This window comes from Exiguobacterium sp. SH5S4, from assembly GCF_004337045.1.
Taxonomy (GTDB): Bacteria; Bacillota; Bacilli; order Exiguobacteriales; family Exiguobacteriaceae; genus Exiguobacterium; species Exiguobacterium aurantiacum_A.
Map to the genome: position 1 here is coordinate 111,360 of NZ_SJUQ01000001.1, position 25,756 is coordinate 137,115.

Genomic DNA, 25,756 nt, shown 5'->3' on the forward strand with positions numbered 1-25,756 from the left:
GATGATTGATGCCTCGATTCGTAAACAGTTCCCGATTTTAGATCAGGAAATCAACGGCCATCCGCTCGTCTATCTCGACAGTGCGGCGAGCTCCCAAAAACCGCTTGCTGTCATCGAGGCGATCGAGGATTACTATCGCCGTATCCACTCGAACGTGCACCGTGGCGTCCATACGCTCGGCACACACGCGACGGATGCGTATGAAGGGGCACGGGAGCGTGTCCGTTCATTCATCAACGCCTCAGTACCGGAAGAAATCATCTTCACGCGGGGGACGACGACGGCGATCAACCTTGTCGCTTCAAGTTACGGGGACGCCAACGTCAGCGCGGGAGATGAGATCGTTCTCACACCGATGGAGCACCACGCGAACTTGATTCCGTGGCAACAGCTCGCCAAGCGCACAGGTGCGAAACTCCGTTACGTCGAAATGACGCCAGACGGTCGGATCACACTCGACGCGGTGCGGGAAGTGTTGTCGGACCGGACGAAGATCGTCGCCATGAGCCACGTCTCGAACGTGCTCGGCACGATTAACCCGATCGCGGAAGTGGCGAAACTCGCCCACGAAAAAGGCGCGGTCATAGTCGTCGATGCGGCGCAAAGCGTACCGCACCGGAAGCTTGACGTTCAAGCGCTCGATTGTGACTTCCTTGCCTTCTCCGGCCATAAGATGCTCGGTCCGACCGGGATCGGCGTCTTATACGGGAAGAAACAGCTGCTTAAAAAAATGGAGCCGGTCGAGTTCGGCGGCGAGATGATCGATTACGTCGACTTGTATGAGTCGACGTGGAAAGACATCCCGTATCGCTTTGAAGCGGGAACGCCAATCATCGCCGGTGCGGTCGGTTTGGCTGCCGCCATCGACTTCTTGGATGACCTCGGTCTCGAGAATGTCGAGGCGCACGAACGGGCGCTCGTGACGTATGCGATCGAACAGATGCGTACGATCGAAGGGATTGAGATTTTCGGTCCTGAGGAGCGTGTCGGGCTCGTCACGTTCAACTTGAACGACGTGCACGCCCACGACCTTGCGACCGTCTTGGATATGCAAGGGGTCGCGGTACGGGCCGGTCACCACTGTGCCCAGCCGCTCATGCGCCTCCTGAAGCAATCATCGACTGCCCGAGCGAGCTTCTACTTGTATAACACACGAGATGAAGTTGATCGCTTCATCGAAGGGTTACGTCAAACGAAGGAGTATTTCAATTATGAGTTTTAACAATCTCGATATGTTGTACCGACAAGTCATCATGGATCATTATAAAAACCCAAGAAATCGTGGCGTCATCGAAAATGGCGTGACGATCGACTTGAACAACCCGACGTGCGGGGATTCACTCCGACTCCAACTTCAAGTCGAAGACGAAATCGTGAAAGATGCCAAATTCGAAGGGGAAGGCTGTTCGATCAGTCTCGCCTCGGCATCGATGATGACCCAAATCGTAAAAGGTAAGTCTGTAGACGAAGCGCTCCAACTGGCCAACATCTTTTCACAGATGGTTCAAGGGAAAGACTACGATACAGACACGTTTGACCTAGGCGACATCGAAGCGTTGTCTGGTGTCTCAAAGTTTCCGGCTCGCATCAAGTGCGCCACGCTCGCGTGGAAAGCGCTTGAAAAGGGAGTCGACGAGGAAGCGTAAGTAGAAGGAGGAGACCGATATGGCGAAAAATATGCCAGACGTTGGCGATTATAAATATGGCTTCCATGATCGAGACATCTCGATTTTCCGTTCAGGCCGCGGCTTGACGAAAGAAATCGTTGAAACAATCTCGAACATGAAAGAAGAACCGGCATGGATGCTCGAGTTCCGTTTAAAATCACTCGAACAGTTCCGGAAGATGCCGATGCCGACATGGGGCGGCGATCTCACGTCACTTGATTTTGATGAGATCACGTACTACGTCAAGCCGTCTGAGAAGACGGAACATTCGTGGGACGAGGTACCAGAAGAGATCAAACGTACGTTTGACAAGCTCGGTATCCCGGAAGCGGAACAAAAATACTTGGCAGGTGTCTCGGCTCAGTACGAGTCAGAGGTCGTCTACCACAGCATGCAAGAAGACTTTGAAGAAAGAGGTGTCATCTTCAAAGATACGGACACGGCTTTGAAAGAAAACGAAGACTTGTTCCGTGAGTATTTCGGGAAATTGATCCCGCCGACGGACAACAAGTTCTCGGCACTCAACTCAGCCGTCTGGTCAGGTGGCTCGTTCATCTACGTACCAAAAGGCGTGAAACTCGAGCAACCGCTCCAAGCCTACTTCCGGATCAACTCGGAAAACATGGGTCAATTCGAGCGGACGCTCATCATCGTCGACGAGGGCGCTTCGGTCCATTACGTCGAAGGATGTACGGCACCGGTCTACACGACGAACTCGCTTCACTCTGCTGTCGTCGAGATCTACGTCAACAAAGATGCATACTGCCGCTATACGACGATCCAAAACTGGGCGAACAACGTCTATAACTTGGTCACGAAGCGTGCCGTCTGTGAAGCGGGCGCGTCGATGGAGTGGATCGATGGCAACATCGGATCGAAACTCACGATGAAGTACCCGGCCGTCATCTTAAAAGGTGAAGGCTCACGTGGGATGACGCTCTCGATCGCCCTCGGCGGTAAAGGGCAGCACCAAGACGCTGGGGCGAAGATGATTCACCTCGCGCCGAACACGTCGTCGTCGATCGTCTCGAAGTCGATCTCGAAACAAGGCGGAAAAGTCTCGTATCGCGGAATCGTCCACTTCGGCCGTAAGGCGAAAGGTGCCCGTTCGAACATCGAATGTGACACGCTCATCATGGACAACGAGTCGACGTCGGACACGATCCCTTATAACGAGATCTTGAACGACCAAGTCTCACTCGAGCACGAAGCGAAAGTCTCGAAAGTGTCAGAAGAGCAACTCTTCTACCTCATGAGCCGTGGTATCTCGGAAGAAGAAGCGACCGAGATGATCGTCATGGGCTTCATCGAGCCGTTCACGAAAGAATTGCCAATGGAATACGCCGTCGAAATGAACCGTCTCATCAAGTTTGAGATGGAAGGATCGATCGGATAATCCTGAATATGTAGATAAAGACGGTTGACATGAAATCATGTCAACCGTCTTTTTTGGATTGAACCCCTCTCGTTTCATAGGAGCTATTTCGACCTGAACTAGGGAATAAAGTAGTGAAACATATACTCGACCCGAGAGGAGAAGCGAACATGATGTTTTTGGTAACAGGCTATTTCAATGCTGAAAAAATGAATGAAAAGACGGACCATGAAATAGACCGAATCATGGCTACTTGTGAACCATACTTACATCAGTTTTATGCAAGTGAGCAGGTTGTATTAGATATTGGGCTTGAAGCGAGTATGAAAGAAGTCAAGCGTCATGCTGATCAGATCAAGATAACGGATGGACCAGTCTTGGGGTCAAAGGAAGTAGTAGGAAGTACTTTTTTGATTGAAGCGGCGGACATAGAGGACGCGGTCAGAATCGCTTCCATCCATCCGACGACCCAAGTGCCCGAAGCGGAATCGTTAGGCTGGAGGATTGAAATTCGGCCGGTTCACTATTATTGGGAAAGAGAGTGAACGGTCTCGTCAAGTTTGAGATGTAACAATTGATTTAATAGTCCACTACCTTGACCAGCGAGCTTAGTTTCGCTGGTTTTTTGTATAATGAAATGAGGAGGCGATGACGTGACAAATCGATTTTCACTAGAGAGCAGAGAACTTGAGACATTCATGGGTCAGATGGTCGTGATTTGTCCACGTTGTGGGGGACGAGCGGACGTTATGGAGAAGGCTAATGAGGTACGCTTGAGCTGTTTTCAGTGCGGTTATCTACAAATGAAGCAGAGCGGTACGAAATACATCGGCGGAGCTTTCGATGTACATTTCAGATTGCCGCTCTATCTGCAAACTGGTTGTTGTGGTCATGTCCTATGGGCTTATAATCAGGAACACCTCGCGTATATGAGACAGTACGTGGAAGCGAGTGTTCGGACAAGCGACGGCGCGAACCGCAGTATTGAGAGTCGCTTGCCCAAGTGGATGAAGCAAAAGCACAACCGTGAAGGTGTGTTGCGGGCAATCAAGCGCTTAGAACTCGCATGTGAGAAAGGATGAACAGCGATGGACCGACAAAAAGAGTTACAAGAAATAGAAGAGCGGCAATTGACATCGGTGATGAATGAGACGAGATGGAAGCGCCTCGGTCAAACAGTGAGCGCGACGTTACCGTATTTGCCGCCATATCAAATCAAATACTTAGGAGAAGATACGTTGTTTCCGAGTGAAGAATTGTCCCAATTCATAAATTTAGATTGGGATGACATTTGGGTGGAGTCTTCTTTACGGTCGATTGAATGGATTCGATTGCGGTCGAAGATGTTGCTCTATAAAGGAGTCATCGTTGACCCAGACGTATGTGATATGACCGATGAACTTATAGACATCCTAAAGAAAGAGCGAATCCCATTCATCCAAAAAGGAGACATCATTCAAGTGTTTGGATATGTTCGGGAAACAGGGATTTTTCAACGAGAAGAAAAGTAGAACCCTATATGAAAATCGTAAAGGTTGCGATTGGAATTAAGTCATTCAAGCACATGGGGAGTACGAGAGAATTCAAAAATATGGTATATTTGAATAAAATTAAACGAATAAGTTCGAAGAGAGTTAGGTGAAACGATGCAACTTTCCATCCAAGCCACAGGCAAGCACGTAGACGTGTTGTCCTACTTGCTTGCAAAAAACCCAAATAATATATACGAACGCAATGAAAACGGTCATCTCGTCCGTATGTTCTTCAACCGCTTTGAAGCTGAACATGTGGACGTCACATTTTTTGTGACGCCTGACCCGATTGAACTTTCACGCAACAACGCCGGACAATACGATATCACTTCATACATAAACGACCGGGAATTTGCCGTCAGCAGTATTTTTTGTTCATTATTACGAACAGCCCTCGGTACGGCACTAAACGGTAAACCAAAACCAGAATATGCGGAATGGGTCAATCATTCCTTTCCGTTAACTATATCTGTCGGCCCGATTGCGAGTGCGTTAAGCGATGACGCGATTCGTGATTTGTTTGAGCCGCTCGGTTACAAGGTCGGGTTCGCCTATAGCGAGGCAGGCTACGATTTCGATTTAACGAAAAAACAATCTGCTCGCATGCTACAACTGTCAGGCGTGACGACACTTCAATCGGCGTTGCGACAATTGTATGTCTTGATTCCTGTCATGGACAACTATAAGCATTATTTTATCGATCAAAAAGAAATTGAAAAACTCAAACGTTACGGGGAAGGGTGGTTAGATGATCATCCAGAGCGTACGTTTATTCTGAAACAAGCATTGCGCTTTAAAGAAGTATATAGTCTCGTTGAGGAAAAAGCGGCGACGAAGGCGCCAAAAGTCGATCGCCAGCGTTTGAACAATCTGCGCTATGAAGCAATCATCGAGAAAGTGAGCGCCTTACCAGAGCGTCGTGTCGTCATTGATATGGGAGCCGGAGAAGGGAAACTTGCTAGCCGACTTGGGTTCGTTCCAGGGATTGAAATGATTTATGCGGTCGAACCATCTGAGCGGGAGCGGCTTAAAGCGCTAAAACGCTATGAAAAAAATACCGAAGATAAGACGTTCAATCAACCAATATCTATGTTTGGTTCACTCTTTTATGTGGATGACCGATTACGCGGAGCGGACGTGTTGATTCTATGTGAGGTCATCGAACATATTGACGAGGACCGCATTCCTAAGATGATGGCGACACTTCTCGATACGTACCGACCAAAGTCGCTCTTCGTGACGACACCGAATCGAGAGTATAACGAGGTGTATGGGCTCGATTCGTCATATCGCCATCCAGATCACCGTTTCGAATGGACAAGGTCAGAGTTTATGTCTTTTTGTGAGGCGCAGGCAGAACTGTTTGGTTACGCGTGTGCGTTCAGTGGAATTGGAGACAGCCATCCAACGTTCGGAGAGCCGACGCAACTCGCTGAATTTACAAGAAAGCAGGTGTTGTAATGCAAATTCAACTCCCTTATGCAGGAATTGTATTATTAGTTGGGCCGTCAAATAGTGGGAAATCGACATGGCTCAAACGATTAATTGAAAATAAAACGATTCGTCCGAGCGAAGTTGTCAGTTCTGACGATTACCGAAATCTCGTCGGGGATGTCGAGCATATCGATTGGAAAGGACATCCGTCCGACGAAGCTGACGCGCTTTATGAAGCGTATCAAAATATCTCGACAGAAGCGTTTGCGCTGATGACTTCGCTCATCGAAGCAAGAGCAAGGCTCAATAAATTGACGATTATCGACGCGACACACCTTTATGCGTCTGATCGTAAAAAATATATCGAACTGGCACGCCGATTGCATCAACCAGTCTATGCGCTCGTATTAGACATCGATCAAGTCACATTGCTCGAGCGTGATCAACAGCGTGATTTCCCACGTGGCGGCCGACGCGTGAAGCAACAAGTCCAAGTGTTCAATCGTGAGAAACGCTCGATGAAACGGGAAGGTTTCGATCAACTTCACATCGTTGCAGACGTTGAGAAAGTCGAACTTGTGCGCCCAATGAATAATCCGCTCCATATATCGGCGGATCATGGGATTGATGTGATCGGGGACATTCACGGATGTTTCGATGAGTTCATCGAGTTGCTTGGACGCTTAGGGTACAGTGAAAATGAGGAAGGACTGTACGTGCACCCAGAAGGACGAACATTTTTGTCGCTCGGTGATATTATGAGTCGGGGGCCGAAGTCACTTGAGACCATTCGTTTCTTTGTCCGTCATGTCGAAGCGGGCCTCGCCAACATGATTGATAGTAATCATGGTTGGAAAGTGTTGCGTTGGCTCGAAGGACGAAATGTCACGATGAAGCACGGGGATGAACTGTTTGTTGAAGAGCTCAACGTATTCGAAGAAGAGAATGGTGCAGAATTAACGGAAGCGCTCCGGTCTTCGATCAAACGGTTGCTAAAAAATGCACCCTCTCACTATGTCCTGACCAAACACGACATTCCGACAGCGGTCTGTGTGCATGCGGGTATTCGAGACGAGTTCATTGGGAAATCATCCCGAGATATTAGTGATTTTTGTCGCTACGGTGACAACGATGGATTCGATGATTCGGGTAAGCCGATTCGAAAAGATTGGACGGTGCAGCATCATTCGAAGATGTTGATCATTTGGGGGCACGATCCACGTCAACGTCCGCTTCGCCTTAATCAAACGATAAATATCGATCAAGGTGTTGTCTTCGGGGGAAACTTGACGGCGTTTCGTTACCCAGAACAAACATTCGTTCAAGTGGAAGCAAATCAGGACTATGCACAAGTGGATGACAATCCGCTCGTGACGCTAGAAACAAAACGATTAGACCCGCCTAATATCGGGAAGTTTATGAATGGTTACACTGTTGAAACGGAAGCTTTCGGCACGATTCATGTCTCGAAAGAAACAATCGAGCCGTCCATTGATCTCGTATCTCATCATACGGTCCCACTCGAAGAGCTCGTTTATGTTCCACCAACGATGAGTCCGACACCGAAGCCGGCTGCTGAGGCCGGTTATCTCGAGCACCCAGATGAAGCGATTGCCTATTACCGAGAACATGGCATTACGCGGCTCATCGCTGAGAAGAAACATATGGGTAGTCGTGCCATTCTTCTTGTATTTAAAGATGAGGATGCCGCAGAGCGAACGATTGGTCGTCGGACGAAGGGAATCATCTATACGCGTTCGGGCAGACGGTTCTTTGAATCTGAGCAGGAGCTTGAAGTCGTCACGCGACTCCATCAGTCGTTGATATCACATGAATACTTTACTACGCATCAAACAGAGTTCGTCTTGCTTGACGCCGAAATATTGCCTTGGAATTTAAAAGCTAGAGATCTGATTCGTAATCAGTATGCGCATGTAGCGGAACAGGCGTTGCTCGATCGAGAACAATTGAAACATGCACTCGAGTCAGCGGTAGACCGTGTGGAAGGTGTTCGTGATTGGTACACTGAAGTGAATCAAAAGCTTGAACAAGCAGAGACGTTTAAGCAGGCGTTCCAAACGTATTGTTGGGATGTTGAAGACATCAATGCAATCAAAATCGCACCATTTCATGTTTTAGCACATAGTGAAGAAACATTTTTCGATAAGACGCATGAATGGCATATGGGTATGAATCAGAGGTTTGCTGACATGGACGAGTTATTTCTAGCGACCGAATATCGATTAATTGAAGATCCAGACACCGCAAACGATGTGATTGAATGGTGGAAAGCCATGACTGAAGAAGGTCATGAGGGGATTGTCATCAAGCCGGACCGATTCTTGACGCAAGTTGACGGAAAACTGATTCAACCTGCGATAAAAGTGCGGGGTCGCAAATACTTATCAATCATTTATGGAATGGATTATTTGGAACCCGAAAATTTGAAGCGTTTGAAAAAACGGAACGTTTCGAAAAAGCAAAAGTTGGCTTTACGTGAGTTTGCGCTCGGTATGGAAGGGATAAAGCGATTTGTTCATCGCGAGCCGCTTGAGCGTTATCATGAATGTGTTCTAGCGACGCTTGCGATGGAGGCCGAGCCTGTAGATCCACGATTATAAAAACGAGGGAGTCATGTATATGGAAACCATTGATCCAAAAGACATTACCCGCATCGCCGTCGTCGGTGCCGGCTGGGTCGGTATCAGTTTTGCCTACCAATTATCGATGGCAGCGCTTTGTGAAGAACTCGTCTTGATCGATTCGAACCACGCGAAAGCGGAAGGGGAAGCGATGGACTTGAACCACGGCATCTCGTTCGCACCGAGCCCGGTCCGGATTTGGGCAGGAGACTACACGGATTGCCGTGACGCCGACATCGTCATCATCACGGCAGGCGCCGCCCAAAAGCTCGGGCAGACCCAGATGGACCTCGCGGGGCAAAACGCTATCGTCGTCCGCGACGTCACAGAACAAATCATGGCGAGCGGCTTTGACGGGATCATCATCGTCGCGACGAACCCGGTCAACGTAATGGCCCACGTCGCCTGGAAAGCGTCCGGCTTGCCGAAACACCGCGTCATCGGCTCAGGGACGGTGCTCGATACGGCGCGTCTGCGTTACAAGCTCGGTGAGTACTTCAACTTGTCGTCGCGCAACTGTCACGTCTATTATATGGGCGAACATGGTGCCGGTGGTTTCGTCGCCTGGGACAACGCCCGGATTTACGGGAAGTCGATGAAACAACTGCTCGCAGACAATGAATCGTACCACCAAGAGGACTTGGACGCGATTTATCAAGAAGTGCGCGATGCCGCGAACCAGATCATCGGCTATAAGAGTGCGGCCTACTATGCGATCGGCCTCGGCTTGCTACGCATCGTCCGGGCCATCGTCCGGAACGAGAACACGGTCGTGACGATCGGCGCCCACCTCGACGGGGAATACGGCGCCTCCGACCTCCATATCGGGGTACCTGCCTTGATCGACCGGAGCGGTATCAGTCAAATCATCGAGATCGACTTGACGGCTGAAGAGCAACAACAGTTCGACGCCTCGGTCGGACGGATTCGCCAAGCGATTGATAAGATCGAGACAAGTTCATAACAAAAACCCGGCTGCCAATGCAGCCGGGTTCGTTATTACGACGCCTTTTTCTCGGCGACGTCTTTCTTGTAATATTTTTCAGACGAGAAGAATTCAGTCGTCAGTCGTTTTACTTCACCGCTTAGCATCAGCACGGCAATCATGTTCGGGATGAGGATCATCGCGAGCATGAAGTCAAGGAAGTTCCAAATCATCTGGGCGCCACCGATCGAACCGATGACGATCGAGGCGATATAGACGACTTTCATCACTTTGCCAGCCGTCAAACCGAACAAGTACTCGGCTTGGCGTGAGCCATAAAAGATGATGACGATGATCGTCGACAAGACGAAGAAGATGAGTGAGATCGTCACGAGCAAGCTACCCGTATACCCGAAGTATTCACGGAAAGCGATTGTTGTGAGGGCGGCTGGGTCGCTCATCGCGCCTTCACGCGTCCAAACGCCAGACGACAAGACGACGAACGCGGTCGTGCTACAGATGATGAGCGTGTCGATGACGATCCCGATGACGGCCCAGAAACCTTGGCGGACCGGGTGGTCGGTCTGGGCGGCCGCGTGCGCGATCGGTGCCGTCCCGAGACCGGCCTCGTTCGAGTAGAGTCCGCGGGCGAAGCCCCAACGGATCGTCTCGGCGATGGCGGCTCCGGCAAATCCGCCGAGCGCGGCCATCGGTTGGAACGCGTACGAGAAGATGAGACCGAGAACGTCAGGGATTTGCGAGAAGTTCATCAAGACGATGATGAACCCGGCCCCGACGTACACGAGTGCCATCGCCGGGACGATGATCTCCGTCACTTTAGCGATCCGTTTCATGCCTCCGAAGACGACGAGCGCGACGAGGCCGGCGACGATAAAGCCGGTGACGAGCGTATCGCCGTTGAACGTCTCACGGACGGCCGAGCTGACGGCGTTGCCTTGGACCATGATGCTCGGGATGAGCTCGATCATGAGGGCGAACGCGAACCATGAGGCGAGCCATTTCCACTTCAGCCCTTTTGCCATGTAGTAGACCGGACCGCCGACAAATTCCCCGGCTTCATTTTTCTCGCGGTAACGCACGGCGAGGACACTTTCTGAGAACTTGATGGCCATCCCGACGACGGCGATGACCCACATCCAGAAGATGGCGCCCGGTCCCCCGAACATGATCGCGGCCGGGACACCGATGATGTTGGCGGCACCGATCGTCGACGATAACGCCGACGTCAACGCCTGGCGAGGACTGATGTCGCCTTCGCCTTTCGGTTTTTTAAAGACGCTTCCTAACGTTTGTTGAACTATGTAGAGCGGGTATCGGAATTGGAAGAATCCTAATTTGATGGTCAAGTAAAGACCTGATAACACGAGCAGGGAGATGATTGGGACTCCCCATAGCCAATTCGAAAACGACGTCACGATATTCACAATCTGTTCCACATCACCACTCCTAATCCAGTTATTTTATTTATATAGTGTTACCTAAGCAGCGTCTCGCTAAACCTGTTATTTCATATGAAGGAGGAGAATACGCATGAAACTGGCTAAACAATTGATCGTCTCAGGACGCGTCCAAGGGGTCGGCTTTCGCTATTTTTGTCAAGCGACCGCAATCGAATCGAATCTAAAGGGATGGGTCCGAAATTTGAGCGATGGTACGGTCGAGCTCCATGTCGAAGGGGACGAGGCCGACTATGCATCGTTCAAACGAGCGCTCTATGACGGCAATCGGTTCGTCGGCGTCGAACAGATCGAAGAAACGGATATCGCGGAAGCATCATACCGTAAATTCGATATCCGCTATTGACTATTTTTTTGAAAAGATGACATGAATTCGGTTGACAAGTAGGCTCCTGCTGTAAAAAGAGGGAGCTTTTTTTATATGGAAATCTACTTCTCAGAAAAATAAACATCTTTTTTAAAGATAGGGTGGTCAAAAAAAGGATAGTGTGTATAATGGAATAGACCAAGCGCTTTATTGTCAGAAAATTTAGTCATTTAGTCGGAATTTGTTCAATACGGAAGGTACTACAATGTATGTGGAGGTAGTTGTATGAAAAAATCAACATTATTCCCGTTAGCGTTTACGATTTTCGCATTATTCTTCGGAGCCGGGAACTTGCTGTTCCCACCGATGCTAGGAGCGTTGGCAGGTGAGAACCTGTTCCCAGCCCTAGTCGGATTCGTCATTACCGGCGTCGGACTTCCTTTACTCGCCTTGTTCGCAGTCGCGCGGGTCGGTGGAGGGTCTGATCAAATCGCAAGGTACATTCCGAAGCGTCTTGCTCTTCTTTTGACGGGATTAATGTACGTGGCAATCGGACCGTTCTTCGGGATTCCTCGGACGGCAGCGGTCACGTATGAGATGGGAGTCGTGCCGTTCCTCGGTGCGCCGTCAACGTTCACACTCGCCATCAGTTCAACTGTCTTTTTCGGCTTGACGTTCCTTTTGACGCTCCGCGCTCAAAAATTGATCGAGATCATCGGACGGATCATCACACCGATCCTCCTCGTCTTGCTCGCTGGTATCGGGATCACAAACCTTGTGGCTCCGCTCGGCTCACCGGCCGCGCCAGCAGCAGGGTATGAGACGTGGCTCGGGGCACTCGGTGAAGGCTTTAAACAAGGTTACTTGACGATGGACGTATTCGGGGCACTCGTCTTTGGTGCAATCGTTCTCGTCACGCTTAAAGCGAACGGGATGTCGGATCAAAAAGAAGCGTCATCGCTTCTCCGGACATCGGGATTGCTTGCCGTCACGTGTTTGATGCTCGTCTACATCTCGCTCGCATCGATCGGAGCGAACATGACGGGTGTCACGGGAACTACTGACGGAGCAAGCCTCCTTCAAACGTTTGCCGGTACATCGTTCGGTCAAGTCGGCATGCTCGCACTCGGGGCAGCGGTCTTCCTTGCTTGTTTGACGACAGCGGTCGGACTCATCACCGAGTTCTCACGGTTCATGAGTAACACGTTCGAGTCGCTCAAGTACTACCAAGTCGTCATCGGGACAACGTTATTCGGTTACTTGATCTCACTCGTCGGTCTCGGTACGTTGATTGAAATCGCGATACCGTTGCTCACGCTCTTGTATCCGGTCATGATCGCACTCGTGCTCGTTTCGGTCACGGAACGGATTCAACGTAACCCGCACGTCGCGATGAAGGCGACCGTTTACACGGCGCTCGTGTTCTCGTTGTTCGAGACGGCACAAGGCTTGGCTCCAACAGCCGTGACTGCATGGATCACGAACTTACCGATGGCTGAGATCGGGCTCGCCTGGGCAGTTCCTACGTTGATCGTTTATGTCGTCACACTGTTCTTACCGAAACAGCGGTCGAGCGGGTCACTCGCTGAGTCACGCATCTCATAATCACAACGACACCCATCCTCTGGTCCAGGATGGGTGTTTTGCTGTCTTATCGTTTGCTCATTCCATTCATCAACAAGTAAAATGAATAGATGAAAAGGAAGTGACGTGCGTTGACGACAAAACAAAAGAAACAATTGGCGATTCTCATGCTGAACATGTTCATCGCCGTAGCAGGATTCGGGATTATCATTCCAATCATTCCCGACTATTTAAAAATGATTGGCGAAGGCGGTACCGCCGCCGGACTGATGATTTCGGTCTTTGCCGGGGCGCAGTTGCTCATGTCACCGATCGCGGGGAAATGGGCGGACGTCTACGGTCGCCGACTGATGATCATTTCAGGGCTCATCGGGTTCACCATCTCGATGGCAGTCTTTTACTTATCCGACAATTTGACGGTCTTACTGATCTCGCGCGCCATCGGCGGAGTCGGGGCCGCATTGCTCATTCCAGCCATCTTTGCTTACGTGGCCGACATTACGACGCTCAAACAACGGGCGAAAGGAAATAGCTATATTTCCGCGGCAATGTCGCTCGGGATCGTCATCGGACCAGGGATCGGGGGCTTCGTGGCCGAGTTCGGGCTGAAGGCACCGCTGCTTTTGTCGGCGATCGTCTCATTGGTCGCCGTCATCTCATCGATCATTCTATTGAAAGAACCGGATCGGGAAGCTTACGTCCGGACGAACGAGACCGAATCGCTGCCACGGCAACTCTTGTCGTCGACTCGAAAGCCGTACTTCTTCGTGCTCGTCATCAACTTGGTCATGGCGTTTGGGCTCATGGCATACGAGTCGGTGCTTGGACTGTTCGTCAGTGAGACGTTCAGTGCGACGCCGCAAGAAATTGCCGTCATGATCACAGGTACGGGAATCGTCAGTGTCATCGTTCAGCTGTTTGCCGTCGACCGACTCGTCTCGCTCTTCGGTGAGATCAAAGTCGTGCTCATCTTTATTATGCTCGCGGCACTCGGCTTCTTGTTCTCGCTGTTCGCGGGATCGTATGCGATCTTCTTCGCGATCACGCTCATCATCTTCTTGTCGACCTCGATTCTTCGTCCGGTGTTGAATACGCTCGTGTCGAAAATGGCGGATAAAGAACAAGGCTTCGCGATGGGGATGAACAACGCCTATATGAGTATCGGCAATATCGTCGGGCCGACGCTTGCCGGGATCGCCTTCGATATCGACATGCGCTATCCGTTCATCATGGGACTTGCCTTGTTGCTCGTGACGTTTAGCGGGACACTCAATTGGTCAAAGCGAAACGCGGAGACATCGTTCGAACAATAATGTGAGGAGGAAACACGATGATTTATGTCGGTGTGACCGGTTGGGGAGACCACGACCTGCTCTATACGACGCCGGAAGAGCGGAAGCACAAACTGTCGACATACGCCGGCCACTTTCCGACGGTGGAGGTCGACTCGTCGTTCTATGCGATCCAACCTGTGAAAAACTATGAGAAATGGAATCGTGAGACGCCGGACGGCTTTCAGTTCGTCGTCAAAGTTTCCAGGGAAATGAGCGGGCACGACCGTGAACCGAAGCTGCCGCTCGCCGAACTGTTCGAGCGCTACCGGACATCGGTCGAGCCACTCAAACAGGCGGGGAAACTGCGGGCCGTTCTCGTCCAACTCCCGCCGTGGTTCGACGTCTCGAAGCCTCATCTCGACTATTTGCGGACGATTCGAGCGGAACTGATCGACTATGACATCGCCGTCGAGTTTCGGAACCCGACGTGGTTCTCGGAAGCATTTCGCGACCGGACGCTCGCGTTCTTGACCGAGCAACGCTTCATCAACACGGTGTGCGACGAACCGCAGACGAAAGAGAGCAGCATCCCGTTCGTCCCGGTCGTCACGAACCCGGAAGTCGCAGTCGTCCGTCTGCACGGCCGCAATACGGCCGGGTGGCTCCGCAAACCCGGGATGACGAGCCAAGAGTGGCGTCACGTCCGCTGCTTGTATCGATACAGTGAGGATGAACTGCAAGAACTTGCAACGGCGTGCCGAGCGCTCGAACGAGATGCCAAGTCGGTCTACGTCTATTTCAACAACAACTCAGCCGGGGATGCGGCACCGAACGCGAAACGTTTGATTGAGATTCTCGGTGCCGAGTATGAGCTCGCCCCGAGCCAAATCAGCCTGTTTTAGGAAGAGGGGATGGCCGTGCGTACGATTAAAATCTTTCATTACAATGACTTGCATTCAAAATTTCATAACTGGCCTCAACTTGTCTCCTTTTTGAACGAACGCCGACACGAGGACACGCTCGTCTTCGACCTCGGCGATCATGCCGATCGAACACACCCGGCGACGGAAGTGACGAAAGGGCAAGTGAACGTCCGCTTGCTCAATCGGCTCAATCCGACGGCCGTGACGATCGGCAACAACGAAGGCATCACGTTCCCGCACGACTGGCTCGATTCGCTCTATGAGGATGCGACGTTCCCTGTCTTGCTCGCGAACGTCTATCACGCGGACGGGACGCGACCGGACTGGGCGACGGAGACGCTCGTCCTCGAGCGGTCCGGTGTGCGTGTCGGTCTGTTCGGCGTGACCGCACCGTATGAAGAGCTGTATCCTGAACTCGGTTGGCAAATTGAGTCACCGCTGACGGCGACTGCTCGGGCACTCGAGGAACTCAAAGGATGTGACGTCATCATCGCGCTCAGTCACCTCGGTTTCTACGCCGACGAGCGACTCGCTGAAGCGTTCCCAGCCATCGATGTCATCCTTGGGGCGCATACGCACCACGTGTTAGACGACGGCGTCATGAAAAACGGGGTATTGATCGCCCAGGCCGGGAAGTACGGGCAATACGTCGGAGAAGTCGAGTTATCGCTTCGGGACGGCCAAGTCGTAGAGAAGAAGGCGTGTCTCCATGACTTGACAGATCACGTTCAGGACGACGACACGCTACGGGCGTTGCGGTTCGAGTATGAACAAGCTGAGAGTTTGCTTGACGTGACGATTGCCGCCACGCCAGGCTATGTGAGCGATTGGTTCGGACCATCTCCGATTGCGGAATTATTAGCGGACGGATTAATGGACTGGTGTGATGCCGAAGTAAGCATCCTTCCATCGGGCATCCTGCTTGAAGGGTTGGCACCCGGACAAGTCACGCTCAATATGCTCCATCGCATCTGTCCGCACCCGATCAATCCATGCCTGTTGACACTCGACGGTGCAACGTTGCTTCGGTTCTTGAGCGATGTTCATGAAGAGCCGTTCACGACGATGCACGTGCGTGGGCTCGGCTTTCGCGGAACGGTGCTCGGACAACCGATCATCCACGGTCTTGAAGTGAAACAAGGCCGCTACTTGCTTCGCGGCAACGAGATCGGTCTTGAACAGACGTATCGTGTCGCCACGGTCGACATGTTCACGTTCGGTCCGCTCCTGCCGTATTTGGCGGACCAGCCGAAGCGTTACTACATGCCGGAACTTCTGCGTGACGTGCTGCGTGAAACGATCATGGCGCGTCATGATGTGATCCGAAAACGATAGGGGAACTATTGATTGGCGTGATATGATAGGAAAGTGGAGGTGTGAAAATGATTAGAGTGAATCACCATGGATATACCGTCATCGAAGAGAAACGCGACGGGTTTGACGAAGAGGCATTCATCGCTCGTTATAGTGATGTGCTCGATAAATATGATTACATCGTCGGCGATTGGGGACATGGTCAACTTCGTCTCAAAGGATTTTATGAAGTGAAGTCGAAGTTTGCCACGTACGATAATCGAATCGATCACGTGATGGACTATGTGTATGAGTATTGTAACTTTGGTTGTCCGTTCTTCGTCCTGAAGAAAGAGACAGAGATTGATGAAAGTGAAGACGGTCCTGTGTTCGGCGGAACGAAACAACCGCTCAAACTAAAACGAAAATTCAATAAAGCGGAAGAAGCTGAAACTTCGACCGGTTCATGACGCGCTGATGACATCGGCGCTTTTTTTGTTACATATATTTCCTGAATGTTTCGTTTAGGTGAAAAGACGGTGTGACAGGTTTAGGGATAAGAAAATTGTGATAATTTATATATAAGATAACTTTTTCTGTTCGGGTTTTGGAAGTGAGGTGGAAGGATGCAACACGTACAAACGACGACCGTCAGCGATCGCGATGACGTCCATAACCGAATCCATAACTTAGGATTGGGCTTACTGGCGATGCTGTTCTTCGGGTTAGGTAGTATCATGACATTCTATTTCACAGCCGCGGTCCTTTTGTTTGAGTTGGTCCATGTCTTGCTCGTTCGCCGGTTCGAGTATCGGAATGCATTTCTAAAAAGCCGGTTATTTAAAGCGATCTCACTGACTGTTGTCGCTACAGGTGTGCTCTTATTTATTCTATCGATGTCACAGTTTTTTATGGGCAATATCTTATATTAACAGGGAAAAGGAGAAACCTTTCCCTGTTTTCGTGTTTTTTGAAACCTTCTGCCGGCCAATGACGTACACTAAGGAAAGAACACAAACAAAGGATGGATACTATGACAGCACAATGGAAACAACACGCACAAAAAATGTTGACAGGTAATCGCTGGCTGCTCGCTGGGATTTTGATTTTGTTCGTTGTATTGAACGGGATTCCCCAAACGTTCGCACCGACGATTGACGCAGAGTCAATGGAGCCATTGACGTCGACCGAGATGACGTTATCATTCTTATCGTTCCTTCTGACGTTGTTGATCGCACCGCTCACGATCGGATGGTCATGGCTCGTCCTCTCCGTGTCACGCGGCGACAAGCCGGCCGTCTCGAAATTATTTGAACCGTTCCAAACCGGCTATGTGAAACACGTGCTCGCTCCGTTTTTCGTAGGGTTGTTCATCTTCTTATGGGCATTGTTACTCGTGATCCCAGGAATCGTCAAAGCGTTCTCGTACTCGCTAACGAACTATATTTTACGTGATCAGCCGGAACTGTCGGCTCTCGAGGCGATCACCGAGTCACGCCGGATGATGGACGGTCACAAGATGGACGCGTTCAAGCTCGTTCTCTCCTTCATCGGTTGGTTCTTCGTCGGTGTGTTCACGCTCGGAATCGGCTTCTTGTACGTGTATCCGTACTTCACGACGACGTACGCTGCGTTCTATGACTCGCTTCGAGGAGCAGATCAGCCACGCACGAACCACGTCGGTACGCCTGATATGGAACAAGGATTCTAAAAAAAACCTCCGCTCAAATTTTGAGCGGAGGTTTTGTCATGCTTCGACTTGTTGTTTGTTCAGGTACGGCTTCAACGACAACGTGTGTTCAGCGACGACTTTGCGGATCGTCTTCGTCTTCGAACGCATGACGAGCGACGTCGTCTCGACGATATCGTCCGTCAAGAACTTGACGCCGTCGAGCAGTTCACCCGTCGTGACACCGGTCGCGGCAAAGATGCAATCGTCACTCTTGACGAGATCGTCGATCGTGAGGAGTTGGAGTGGGTCCTCGATGCCCATCGAGATGACGCGGGCCGTCTCTTCTTCGTTCATCGGATGAAGGCGGGCTTGCATATCGCCGCCGAGCGCCTTGACGGCTGCTGCCGTGATGACGCCTTCTGGTGCGCCGCCTGTCGAGATGAAGATGTCGATCGGGTTCGATTTGATGGCTGCGGCGATTCCGGCCGAGACATCGCCGTCATCGAACAGTTTGACGCGTGCGCCCATACGCATCGCCGCTTGACGGAGATGTTCGTGGCGGTCACGGTCTTGCATGATGACGGTCACTTCTTCGATCCGTTTGCCGTTATAGAGCGCGGCTTTCTCGATGATCGACTCGAGCGGTTCGTCGAGCGAGACTTTCCCTTTCAGGTTCGGTCCGACAACAAGTTTATCCATATACATATCAGGTGCGTGGAGGAGAGCGCCTTTATCGGCGACTGCGATGACGACCATGGCGTCGCTGAGTCCTTTGGCGACAATCGATGTCCCTTCGAGCGGATCGACCGCGATATCGACTTCCGGCCCAAACGTCGTACCGAGGCGTTCGCCGATGTAAAGCATCGGAGCCTCATCTAATTCGCCTTCGCCAATCACGACAGTCGCATCCATATTGACCGTGCCGAGCACTTCGCGCATCGCTGACGTCGCCGCGTCATCGGCCTCGTTCTTTTGGCCGCGACCAATCCATTTTGATGATGCCAGTGCCGCTGCCTCGGTTGCTCGTACGATCTCTAACGCTAATTCTCGTTCCATAGTGTTGAACCCTCCACGTGATTTCTATTTAATGTGACATACTAATTAAAGTGTTAATCCGTGGATTAGTGTATCACAATCGGATAAATGATGTAAATAGGGGAGGTTCTTTTCTCGAGTCGGAAAAAAGATTATGATAAGGGGCAGGGGGGATGACGATGTATTTTGTAAATAGAGAAAAAATCAATGAGACACTGGCCCATATGGAAACGATGTTGCATCGGATCGATCAGCTTGAAGGGGACGCGTTCACACTTGAACTTGCGAAAGAGCGTTTGGCCGTGCATTTGATGGAAGGCGTCATCGATGTCGGCAACTCGATGATCGACGGCTTCATTATGCGCGATCCGGGGAGTTATGAAGATATCGTCGACATTTTATTGGACGAGCGCGTGCTCGACGCCCAGACGGCTCAAGCGGCGAAAGAGCTCGTCATGATGCGTGCCTATTACGTCCGGGAGTTCGTCACGTCGGATTCGGCTCGCTTTGATGCCTGGACGGAGCGTCAAAAGGAGACGTTCGCAGCATTTCCCGAGCAAGTCCGCCGCTATTTAGAAGTGGAACTTGGACCAGTATCAGCATTTCTACCGGAAAGCGAGTGATTAGATGAATTTAATTAAAGGATACTTATTTGATTTAGACGGAACGATCTATGCGGGCACCGAGCCGATCAAAGCAGCGGTCGACTTCGTGAACCGGCTCGAGGCGACGGGCTTCCCATACTTGTTCGTCACGAACAACGCTTCGATGACGCCGAAACAAGTCGCGGACAAACTCGTGTCGATGGGTGTCCACGTGACACCCGAGCACGTCTTGACGAGTGCGATGGCAACGGCCCGTTATATCGAGAAGATGACACCAGGGGCGACCGTTTATATGATTGGGGAAGACGGTCTCCGGATCGCGCTTGAAGAGCGTGGCTTCCATGTGACAGACGAACCGAAAGCCGACTACGTCGTCATCGGGCTCGATCGCCACATCACGTATGAGAAATTGGCGAAAGGTGCGCTCGCGATTCGGTCCGGCGCCCGTTTCATCTCGACGAACGGGGATATCGCCATCCCGACCGAGCGCGGCTTTTTACCGGGCAACGGGGCGCTCACGTCCGTGCTCACAGTGACGACGGAGAAAGACCCGTTCTTCATCGGCAAACCGGAGCCGGTCATGATCGACATCGCCCTCGAGATGATCGGTCTGACGAAAGACGAGGTCGTCATGGTCGGGGACAACTACCATACGGACATCTTGTTCGGGATCAACGGAGGGCTGCGGACGCTGCATGTCAATTCAGGCGTTCACGGGCCTGCGTTCATTCAAGAACAAGAAAAGCTCCCGACCTATATGGTCGAGAGCTTGGACGAATGGACACATGCATGAAAAAAAAGGGATGACGTTTGTCTCCCTTTTTGTTTAGAATACTTGTTCGACTTCGACGATGCCAGGTACTTCTTCAATGAGCGCGCGCTCAATTCCGGCTTTCAAAGTGATTGTTGAAGACGGGCAGCTGCCGCATGCACCCATCAAACGAAGTTTGACGATGCCTTCTTCTACATCAACGAGTTCGACGTCACCGCCGTCGCGAAGCAAGAACGGGCGTAATTTATCGAGTACTTCTTGGACTTGATCAAACATTTCCATGGTATCTAACCCCTTTCTGGTTCTATTCCATTCTAGCAAGTTTGAGATTGTTTCTCAATCTTTAACGCTGAGCGTTTTGTGACAGGGGCGCTGCGTGATTTTTGTATAATAGAAATGGATAGGGGGAATGACGATGAAAATCACGGTATACGGGGCAGAAGTACAGTGTGCGAGCTGTGTCGGGGCACCGAGCTCGGTCGAGACATATGAATGGTTACAAAGTGCGCTCGCCCGGAAATATCCGGAGCGCAAGTTCGAGTTCGAATACATCGACTTCGAGCAAGCGGACGATGACATCGCCGAGGCGATCAAGCAAGACGAATGGTTTTACCCGCTCGTCCTCTTGAACGGGGAAGTCGTCGACGAAGGTGTCGTCCAGTTACGTAAAGTGTATACGGCGATTGACCAGAAGTGAACGACATCATAAAAGAAGGTTGAGCGAATACACATTCGTTCAACCTTCTTGTCGATTTAGCGAAGTTGGAACGACGTCGTCGCTGAACTTGCCGTGTATCCTGAGAGCGTCGCATCCGCTTTCACTTGGTACGTCCCTCGTTGTGAAGAAGAACCGGTCGAGAGCGTGAACGTGATTGCTCCGCTTGAGTTGGTTTTACCCGTTCCTGAGAGCGTCGTGCCGTAAGGTTGTGTTACTGTCACACGAACGTCCGCGTTCGCGATCGCTTGACCGTTCGCGTCACGTACCGTCGATGAGATCGATACAACTTCACCGGCGTAGTATATCGCTTTTGATGTCGTGACCGTAGCCGCGAGCGCTTGAACCGGTTGTGACGTGCTGCCTGACGTTGGCGCTTGAACGAGTCCGTTGCCGAATAGTGTATCGCGACCTGCCGTGCCGAGGTCGATTGCATCTTGTGACAGGCGCGTCCGGAGCTGTGAAGATGAGAGCGTCGGGTACGCTTGTTTCATGAGCGCCAAGTTCCCGGCGACGTATGGTGTCGCCATCGACGTCCCGCTCATTTGACCGTAGCCGCTGCCGACGATTGTCGAATTGATGTTCACACCTGGAGCCGCGACTTCAACTGTACTGCCCGTAGCGGAGAACGAAGCGCGATTGTTGTTGATGTCCGTCGCCGCGACCGCGATGGCCGAGCTGTAGCGCGCCGGGTAGTTGACGAGGTCGCCGCTGCCGTCGGCTCGGCCGTTGTTACCAGCCGCTGCGACGACGAGAATGCCTGAATTGTTCGCCCGGTCGACGACTTGTTGGAGAGTCGTCGAAGGACTCGTCGTTCCGAGGCTCAAGTTGATGATATCCATTTGATTCGAAATCGACCAGTCGATACCGGCGATGATGCTCGACAGGCTACCGCTGCCGTTCGCCTCGAGCGCTTTGACGGCGTAAATACTTGCCTCGTGGGCGATCCCGACCGTTCCGATGCCGTTGTCACGTGCCGCGATGATCCCGGCGACGTGCGTACCGTGTCCGTTGTCATCGGCGTATGAACTCGTCACACTGCTAAATGACGCTCCACCTGCAATCGTCAAGTCAGGATGCGCTGAGATTCCCGTATCGACGACGGAGACTTTAATACCTTTTCCGGTGAAGCCGTTCTGCCAAGCCGATGGTGCTTTCAGTTTTGGAATTCCCCAGTCTTGGGTTTGATTCTCAATTTGTACCGTCTGATCGACTTCGATGTGGGCGACGTTCGGATTGTTTTTCAATCCGTTCAGCGCTGCTTTCGGCACTTCGATGGCAGCAGCCGGGATGTTGGCGTATTGCTGTTTGACTTCCATGCCTTCAATCGAGAGCGGGATTTTCTTCGCCGACTGTTTGAACACGACGATGACACGTTCTTTTTCCTTGTCAGGACTGGCATCTACTGCTTGTGGGACGGTTGACAAGACGAGAAGCGAGGCGAGGACGGTGCTACAGATTTTCTTCAATGGATTTCCCCCTTTGGATTATGTAGGCGAGATGACATAATGTCGAACTGCCGTGCTCATAGAGTAACAAGTTTTTCCATCGGGTAGAATATGTCAATCGAATCAATAATCTGAAAATTTAGACAGGTATATCAGGGACAGGGATACAAGACTTTTGGCGCAAGGCAAAGAAGTATGAACGGGTAAGCGGCTGTCACCACATAAAAAAATCGCGAGATGGCAAGGCAGCCATTTCGCGATTCGGTCGTATTATTTGATGACTTTATGTTTCCACAGGATACCGGACTTGAGAAGTCGGGCCACTTTCCCGGTCAGCGACTGTTTCCCCATGAAGACGCCGAAGCCGGCCTTCTTCCCGAGCGATCCGAGCGTGCCTCGGAGTTTAATATCCGGCAACTCAGGATAAGCGACGCCTTTCCACTTGCAGAGCAGCACTTGGACGATCTGTTCGGCTTGTGCCTCGGCGAGTTGACCTGAAGGTGCGTACGGGAGGCTGGCGTTGTCACCGACGACGAAGACGTCAGGCAAATCGGGAACGTAGTGATGCGGTGTCAGTTTCACGCGGCCGCCCCCATCGAGCTCCCAGCCTTGGTTCCGGACGACGGCGACCGGTTGGATCCCAGCCGTCCAAACCGTCAAGTCGGCGGCAAAGTGTTGTTCATGGTTCCACAGACCGTCTGGGTCGACCCGGACGATGTTGGCATTGTTGATGACTTCGACACCGTGCTCTTCAAACCACGATTGAACGTACATCGAGACACGGCTCGATAAAAAGGACAGGACGGAAGGGCCACGGTCGAACAGTCGGACGGTCAGATCGGGACGGCTCTCCCGGAGTTCGCTCGCGAGCTCGACACCGGATAGGCCGGCCCCGACGATCGAGACGATCGAACCGGGCGACAAGCCGTTGATCGCTTGTTGCGTCTTGCGTGACTCTTCTAACGTTTGGATACTGTACGTGAACTCGGCGGCGCCGGGCACGTTATGGTATTTGTCCTCGCAGCCTAAGCCGATGACGAGGTCGTCGTACGGCACTTTTTCCCCGCTTGCGAGCAACACCATCTTGTCGGTCGTATCGATGTCCGTGACTTGCCCGTATATGTAGTCGACTTCTTCCGGGAAATCGACACGGATGTCACGATCGGATACCGTTCCGGCGGCTAGTGCATAATACTCTGTTTTTAATCCGTGATAAGGTAGACGGTCGATTAATGTGATCGATACGTCCTTCAGCTGATGGCCGAGGACGCGTTCGATTACACGCATACCCCCGTAACCGCCTCCTAAGACGACTAATTTGCGCATAAAAATCCCCCTTTGTTACTCTCTAACTGTACCATGATATAATACCTCGTAGAAGAACCATTTTCCCGCAATAGGGGAAGAAAGACGGTGAAAAAAATGATGAATCCGATCATCGAGTTTTGTGCCTCGAACTTAGCGATGGGTTCACAGATCGCCCGGGCAAAACTAGAGTCCGATCCTGACCTAGACGTCGTCGAATATGGCTGTACCGGCTACTGTGGGGTCTGCTCGCTCGACTTGTTCTGTCTCGTCGACGGAGAAGTCGTGATCGGGGAGACGCCGGAGCAACTTGTCACGAACGTGTATGAAAAAATCGAAGAGATGGCCTGGTAAAAAAGTTTGAGAAATCTCAAACTTTTTTCTTTTTGACCCGTTGCTTTTTTAAAAACGGTCTGTTATATTCTAAGAGGTTCGAATGTAGGTTGTCTGACGTTTAACAACAGAAAAAGAAAGCGTTTCAAACGGTAGGGCACATCTCGATTCGGGTATAACACAATCGTCGGTTTTTCAATATGAAAGGAGCACAACACCAATGAACATCATGAGCGTGGTTGGTATTTTGGCATTAATTGGAATCGCTTACATCTTCTCGACCAACCGTAAAGCCATCAAATGGCGTACTGTTCTTGCCGCCTTCGCGGTCCAGTTTACATTCGCATTCCTCGTCCTTTTCACATCGGCAGGACGCGCGGCGTTAGAGTTTATCTCAGGAGGCGTCCAAAACGTCTTGAACACGGCGAACGCCGGGATCGGCTTTGTCTTCGGTTCGGCTGTCGGGGGAGACAACTTCGTCTTCGCGTTCCAGGTCTTACCGATCATCATCTTTATGTCTTCGTTAATTGCCTTTCTTTACTACATCGGTGTCATGCAGTGGGTCATCCGAATCCTCGGTACGGCACTTGCAAAAGCACTCGGTACGTCACGTAAAGAATCGCTCTCAGCGACGGCGAACATCTTCGTCGGTCAGACGGAAGCACCGCTCGTCATCAAGCCTTACCTCCCATCAATGACACAATCAGAATTGTTTGCCGTCATGGTCGGTGGTCTCGCATCGGTTGCCGGTTCGGTACTTGCTGGATACGCCGCACTCGGTGTTCCGCTCGAGTACTTGCTCGCAGCGAGCTTCATGGCAGCGCCTGCTGGTTTGATGTTTGCGAAAATCATCGTTCCGGAAACAGAAACTCCGGATGATGATATCGAAATTGCTGAAGATGAAGAGAACAAAGCAGCAAACTTCGTCGATGCGGCCGCTCGCGGTGCGTCAGACGGTTTGTTCCTCGCATTGAACGTCGGTGCGATGCTTCTTGCCTTCGTTTCATTGATCGCACTCGTCAACTTGCTTCTCGGTGGAATCGGTGGTTGGTTCGGTCTAGAAGGCCTCTCACTTCAATTGATCCTTGGTTACGTGTTTGCACCGCTCGCGTTCGTCATCGGTGTACCATGGGCAGATGCCGTACAATTCGGTAGCTTCCTTGGACAAAAACTCGTCTTGAACGAATTCGTTGCCTTCTCTGAGTTCGCACCGATCATCGGTTCAGGTGATTTGTCAGCTCGTACAGAAGCGATGATCGCGTTCGCACTCTGTGGATTCGCCAACATCTCATCACTTGCCATCCTTCTCGGTGGTCTTGGTGGTATGGCTCCGAACCGTCGTAACGACATCGCACGTATGGGTGTCCTCGCGATTCTCGCAGGTACGCTTGCGAACTTGATGTCAGCGACTCTCGCTGGTCTTCTTCTCTAATCGTT

27 protein-coding genes are annotated in these 25,756 nt (G+C 51.4%); 22 read left to right on the forward strand and 5 right to left on the reverse strand.

The window, feature by feature from the left end; all coding sequences use genetic code 11:
- Nucleotide 1 precedes the first annotated feature (1 nt).
- From EVJ32_RS00540 to EVJ32_RS00575, 9 genes are all read left to right on the forward strand, one after another.
- On the forward strand, nt 2-1,222 hold the full coding sequence (locus tag EVJ32_RS00540) for a cysteine desulfurase (RefSeq protein ID WP_131455905.1): 1,221 nt from the start codon (nt 2-4) through the stop codon (nt 1,220-1,222).
- Nucleotides 1,212-1,646, forward strand: a complete 435-nt coding sequence (gene sufU / locus EVJ32_RS00545; RefSeq protein WP_131455907.1) for a Fe-S cluster assembly sulfur transfer protein SufU — start codon at nt 1,212-1,214, stop codon at nt 1,644-1,646. The genes EVJ32_RS00540 and sufU overlap by 11 nt, the downstream gene beginning before the upstream one ends.
- A gap of 19 nt (nt 1,647-1,665) precedes the next feature.
- The gene (gene sufB / locus EVJ32_RS00550) at nt 1,666-3,063 is read left to right on the forward strand and encodes a Fe-S cluster assembly protein SufB (RefSeq protein WP_016510561.1); all 1,398 of its coding nucleotides are present in this window, start codon (nt 1,666-1,668) and stop codon (nt 3,061-3,063) included.
- Nucleotides 3,064-3,212: 149 nt separating this feature from the next.
- The gene (locus EVJ32_RS00555; protein ID WP_131455909.1) at nt 3,213-3,587 is read left to right on the forward strand and encodes a YciI family protein; all 375 of its coding nucleotides are present in this window, start codon (nt 3,213-3,215) and stop codon (nt 3,585-3,587) included.
- A gap of 108 nt (nt 3,588-3,695) precedes the next feature.
- Entirely contained in the window at nt 3,696-4,124 is a 429-nt protein-coding gene (locus tag EVJ32_RS16130; protein WP_145983585.1) for a hypothetical protein, read from the forward strand.
- 6 nt (nt 4,125-4,130) lie between these two features.
- Nucleotides 4,131-4,553 (forward strand): DUF6678 family protein, encoded by a 423-nt coding sequence (locus tag EVJ32_RS00560; RefSeq protein WP_131455911.1) that lies wholly within the window; start codon nt 4,131-4,133, stop codon nt 4,551-4,553.
- 135 nt (nt 4,554-4,688) lie between these two features.
- Nucleotides 4,689-6,035 (forward strand): 3' terminal RNA ribose 2'-O-methyltransferase Hen1, encoded by a 1,347-nt coding sequence (locus EVJ32_RS00565; protein WP_131455913.1) that lies wholly within the window; start codon nt 4,689-4,691, stop codon nt 6,033-6,035.
- Nucleotides 6,035-8,629 (forward strand): polynucleotide kinase-phosphatase, encoded by a 2,595-nt coding sequence (locus EVJ32_RS00570; protein WP_131455915.1) that lies wholly within the window; start codon nt 6,035-6,037, stop codon nt 8,627-8,629. The genes EVJ32_RS00565 and EVJ32_RS00570 overlap by 1 nt, the downstream gene beginning before the upstream one ends.
- A 13-nt stretch (nt 8,630-8,642) precedes the next feature.
- Nucleotides 8,643-9,614, forward strand: a complete 972-nt coding sequence (locus EVJ32_RS00575) for an L-lactate dehydrogenase (RefSeq protein ID WP_131455917.1) — start codon at nt 8,643-8,645, stop codon at nt 9,612-9,614.
- Nucleotides 9,615-9,649: 35 nt separating this feature from the next.
- On the opposite strand, the gene EVJ32_RS00580 is transcribed toward EVJ32_RS00575, so the two are convergent.
- Entirely contained in the window at nt 9,650-11,032 is a 1,383-nt protein-coding gene (locus EVJ32_RS00580; protein WP_070328748.1) for an alanine/glycine:cation symporter family protein, read from the reverse strand.
- A 94-nt stretch (nt 11,033-11,126) separates the two neighbouring features.
- On the opposite strand from EVJ32_RS00580, the gene EVJ32_RS00585 reads away from it, so the two are divergent.
- The 8 genes from EVJ32_RS00585 to EVJ32_RS00620 all read left to right on the forward strand — a co-directional run bounded on the left by EVJ32_RS00585 (nt 11,127) and on the right by EVJ32_RS00620 (nt 18,145).
- Nucleotides 11,127-11,399 carry an acylphosphatase gene (locus EVJ32_RS00585; RefSeq protein ID WP_070328749.1) on the forward strand — a complete coding sequence of 91 codons (273 nt, stop codon included), beginning with the start codon at nt 11,127-11,129 and terminating at the stop codon, nt 11,397-11,399.
- 246 nt (nt 11,400-11,645) lie between these two features.
- Nucleotides 11,646-12,965 (forward strand): branched-chain amino acid transport system II carrier protein, encoded by a 1,320-nt coding sequence (gene brnQ, locus EVJ32_RS00590; protein ID WP_131455919.1) that lies wholly within the window; start codon nt 11,646-11,648, stop codon nt 12,963-12,965.
- A 110-nt stretch (nt 12,966-13,075) separates the two neighbouring features.
- Complete coding sequence (locus EVJ32_RS00595) at nt 13,076-14,257, forward strand: MFS transporter (RefSeq protein ID WP_131455921.1); 1,182 nt, start codon at nt 13,076-13,078, stop codon at nt 14,255-14,257.
- 17 nt (nt 14,258-14,274) lie between these two features.
- On the forward strand, nt 14,275-15,120 hold the full coding sequence (locus EVJ32_RS00600) for a DUF72 domain-containing protein (protein WP_131455923.1): 846 nt from the start codon (nt 14,275-14,277) through the stop codon (nt 15,118-15,120).
- Between the two features lie 9 nt (nt 15,121-15,129).
- Nucleotides 15,130-16,476, forward strand: coding sequence for a bifunctional metallophosphatase/5'-nucleotidase (locus tag EVJ32_RS00605; RefSeq protein WP_131455925.1), 1,347 nt, complete (start codon nt 15,130-15,132; stop codon nt 16,474-16,476).
- A gap of 47 nt (nt 16,477-16,523) precedes the next feature.
- The gene (locus EVJ32_RS00610) at nt 16,524-16,904 is read left to right on the forward strand and encodes a YutD family protein (RefSeq protein WP_035386184.1); all 381 of its coding nucleotides are present in this window, start codon (nt 16,524-16,526) and stop codon (nt 16,902-16,904) included.
- Between the two features lie 156 nt (nt 16,905-17,060).
- A complete protein-coding gene (locus tag EVJ32_RS00615; protein WP_131455927.1) occupies nt 17,061-17,366 on the forward strand; it encodes a hypothetical protein in 306 nt (101 codons plus the stop codon).
- A 101-nt stretch (nt 17,367-17,467) separates the two neighbouring features.
- Nucleotides 17,468-18,145 (forward strand): DUF975 family protein, encoded by a 678-nt coding sequence (locus EVJ32_RS00620; protein WP_131455929.1) that lies wholly within the window; start codon nt 17,468-17,470, stop codon nt 18,143-18,145.
- Nucleotides 18,146-18,181: 36 nt separating this feature from the next.
- Here the strand turns inward: EVJ32_RS00620 and glpX are convergent, their stop codons facing one another.
- The gene (glpX, locus tag EVJ32_RS00625) at nt 18,182-19,162 is read right to left on the reverse strand and encodes a class II fructose-bisphosphatase (RefSeq protein ID WP_131455931.1); all 981 of its coding nucleotides are present in this window, start codon (nt 19,160-19,162) and stop codon (nt 18,182-18,184) included.
- Nucleotides 19,163-19,320: 158 nt separating this feature from the next.
- On the opposite strand from glpX, the gene EVJ32_RS00630 reads away from it, so the two are divergent.
- The gene (locus EVJ32_RS00630) at nt 19,321-19,764 is read left to right on the forward strand and encodes a DUF86 domain-containing protein (protein WP_070328796.1); all 444 of its coding nucleotides are present in this window, start codon (nt 19,321-19,323) and stop codon (nt 19,762-19,764) included.
- Nucleotides 19,765-19,768: 4 nt separating this feature from the next.
- Nucleotides 19,769-20,539 carry a TIGR01457 family HAD-type hydrolase gene (locus EVJ32_RS00635; protein ID WP_070328756.1) on the forward strand — a complete coding sequence of 257 codons (771 nt, stop codon included), beginning with the start codon at nt 19,769-19,771 and terminating at the stop codon, nt 20,537-20,539.
- A gap of 33 nt (nt 20,540-20,572) precedes the next feature.
- Here EVJ32_RS00635 and EVJ32_RS00640 read toward each other — a convergent pair whose 3' ends face one another.
- Nucleotides 20,573-20,800 carry a NifU family protein gene (locus tag EVJ32_RS00640; protein WP_012726833.1) on the reverse strand — a complete coding sequence of 76 codons (228 nt, stop codon included), beginning with the start codon at nt 20,798-20,800 and terminating at the stop codon, nt 20,573-20,575.
- A gap of 127 nt (nt 20,801-20,927) precedes the next feature.
- Here EVJ32_RS00640 and EVJ32_RS00645 point away from each other — a divergent pair, with 127 nt between their 5' ends.
- Entirely contained in the window at nt 20,928-21,215 is a 288-nt protein-coding gene (locus EVJ32_RS00645) for a DUF1462 family protein (RefSeq protein WP_131455933.1), read from the forward strand.
- Nucleotides 21,216-21,271: 56 nt separating this feature from the next.
- On the opposite strand, the gene EVJ32_RS00650 is transcribed toward EVJ32_RS00645, so the two are convergent.
- Both EVJ32_RS00650 and EVJ32_RS00655 read right to left on the reverse strand, forming a co-directional pair.
- Entirely contained in the window at nt 21,272-22,702 is a 1,431-nt protein-coding gene (locus EVJ32_RS00650; RefSeq protein WP_131455935.1) for a S8 family peptidase, read from the reverse strand.
- A gap of 249 nt (nt 22,703-22,951) precedes the next feature.
- Complete coding sequence (locus tag EVJ32_RS00655; protein ID WP_131455937.1) at nt 22,952-24,007, reverse strand: NAD(P)/FAD-dependent oxidoreductase; 1,056 nt, start codon at nt 24,005-24,007, stop codon at nt 22,952-22,954.
- A 96-nt stretch (nt 24,008-24,103) separates the two neighbouring features.
- Between EVJ32_RS00655 and EVJ32_RS00660 the strand changes: the two genes are divergently transcribed.
- Both EVJ32_RS00660 and EVJ32_RS00665 read left to right on the forward strand, forming a co-directional pair.
- Complete coding sequence (locus tag EVJ32_RS00660) at nt 24,104-24,340, forward strand: YuzB family protein (protein ID WP_035386187.1); 237 nt, start codon at nt 24,104-24,106, stop codon at nt 24,338-24,340.
- A 199-nt stretch (nt 24,341-24,539) separates the two neighbouring features.
- On the forward strand, nt 24,540-25,751 hold the full coding sequence (locus tag EVJ32_RS00665; RefSeq protein ID WP_131455939.1) for a NupC/NupG family nucleoside CNT transporter: 1,212 nt from the start codon (nt 24,540-24,542) through the stop codon (nt 25,749-25,751).
- Nucleotides 25,752-25,756: the final 5 nt, after the last annotated feature.

Bases quoted from the DNA above. Each gene is read 5' to 3' on its own strand.
- EVJ32_RS00565 (WP_131455913.1), top strand. From the start codon at position 4,689: ATGCAACTTTCCATCCAAGCCACAGGCAAGCACGTAGACGTGTTGTCC.
- EVJ32_RS00610 (WP_035386184.1), top strand. From the start codon at position 16,524: ATGATTAGAGTGAATCACCATGGATATACCGTCATCGAAGAGAAACGC.
- EVJ32_RS00665 (WP_131455939.1), top strand. From the start codon at position 24,540: ATGAACATCATGAGCGTGGTTGGTATTTTGGCATTAATTGGAATCGCT.
- brnQ (WP_131455919.1), top strand. From the start codon at position 11,646: ATGAAAAAATCAACATTATTCCCGTTAGCGTTTACGATTTTCGCATTA.
- EVJ32_RS00540 (WP_131455905.1), top strand. From the start codon at position 2: ATGATTGATGCCTCGATTCGTAAACAGTTCCCGATTTTAGATCAGGAA.
- EVJ32_RS00615 (WP_131455927.1), top strand. From the start codon at position 17,061: ATGCAACACGTACAAACGACGACCGTCAGCGATCGCGATGACGTCCAT.
- sufU (WP_131455907.1), top strand. From the start codon at position 1,212: ATGAGTTTTAACAATCTCGATATGTTGTACCGACAAGTCATCATGGAT.
- EVJ32_RS00655 (WP_131455937.1), bottom strand. From the start codon at position 24,007: ATGCGCAAATTAGTCGTCTTAGGAGGCGGTTACGGGGGTATGCGTGTA.
- EVJ32_RS00570 (WP_131455915.1), top strand. From the start codon at position 6,035: ATGCAAATTCAACTCCCTTATGCAGGAATTGTATTATTAGTTGGGCCG.
- EVJ32_RS00620 (WP_131455929.1), top strand. From the start codon at position 17,468: ATGACAGCACAATGGAAACAACACGCACAAAAAATGTTGACAGGTAAT.
- EVJ32_RS00585 (WP_070328749.1), top strand. From the start codon at position 11,127: ATGAAACTGGCTAAACAATTGATCGTCTCAGGACGCGTCCAAGGGGTC.
- EVJ32_RS00575 (WP_131455917.1), top strand. From the start codon at position 8,643: ATGTATATGGAAACCATTGATCCAAAAGACATTACCCGCATCGCCGTC.
- EVJ32_RS00640 (WP_012726833.1), bottom strand. From the start codon at position 20,800: ATGGAAATGTTTGATCAAGTCCAAGAAGTACTCGATAAATTACGCCCG.
- EVJ32_RS00600 (WP_131455923.1), top strand. From the start codon at position 14,275: ATGATTTATGTCGGTGTGACCGGTTGGGGAGACCACGACCTGCTCTAT.
- EVJ32_RS00645 (WP_131455933.1), top strand. From the start codon at position 20,928: ATGACGATGAAAATCACGGTATACGGGGCAGAAGTACAGTGTGCGAGC.
- glpX (WP_131455931.1), bottom strand. From the start codon at position 19,162: ATGGAACGAGAATTAGCGTTAGAGATCGTACGAGCAACCGAGGCAGCG.
- EVJ32_RS00660 (WP_035386187.1), top strand. From the start codon at position 24,104: ATGATGAATCCGATCATCGAGTTTTGTGCCTCGAACTTAGCGATGGGT.
- EVJ32_RS00555 (WP_131455909.1), top strand. From the start codon at position 3,213: ATGATGTTTTTGGTAACAGGCTATTTCAATGCTGAAAAAATGAATGAA.
- EVJ32_RS00560 (WP_131455911.1), top strand. From the start codon at position 4,131: ATGGACCGACAAAAAGAGTTACAAGAAATAGAAGAGCGGCAATTGACA.
- EVJ32_RS00635 (WP_070328756.1), top strand. From the start codon at position 19,769: ATGAATTTAATTAAAGGATACTTATTTGATTTAGACGGAACGATCTAT.
- sufB (WP_016510561.1), top strand. From the start codon at position 1,666: ATGGCGAAAAATATGCCAGACGTTGGCGATTATAAATATGGCTTCCAT.
- EVJ32_RS00630 (WP_070328796.1), top strand. From the start codon at position 19,321: ATGTATTTTGTAAATAGAGAAAAAATCAATGAGACACTGGCCCATATG.
- EVJ32_RS00605 (WP_131455925.1), top strand. From the start codon at position 15,130: ATGGCCGTGCGTACGATTAAAATCTTTCATTACAATGACTTGCATTCA.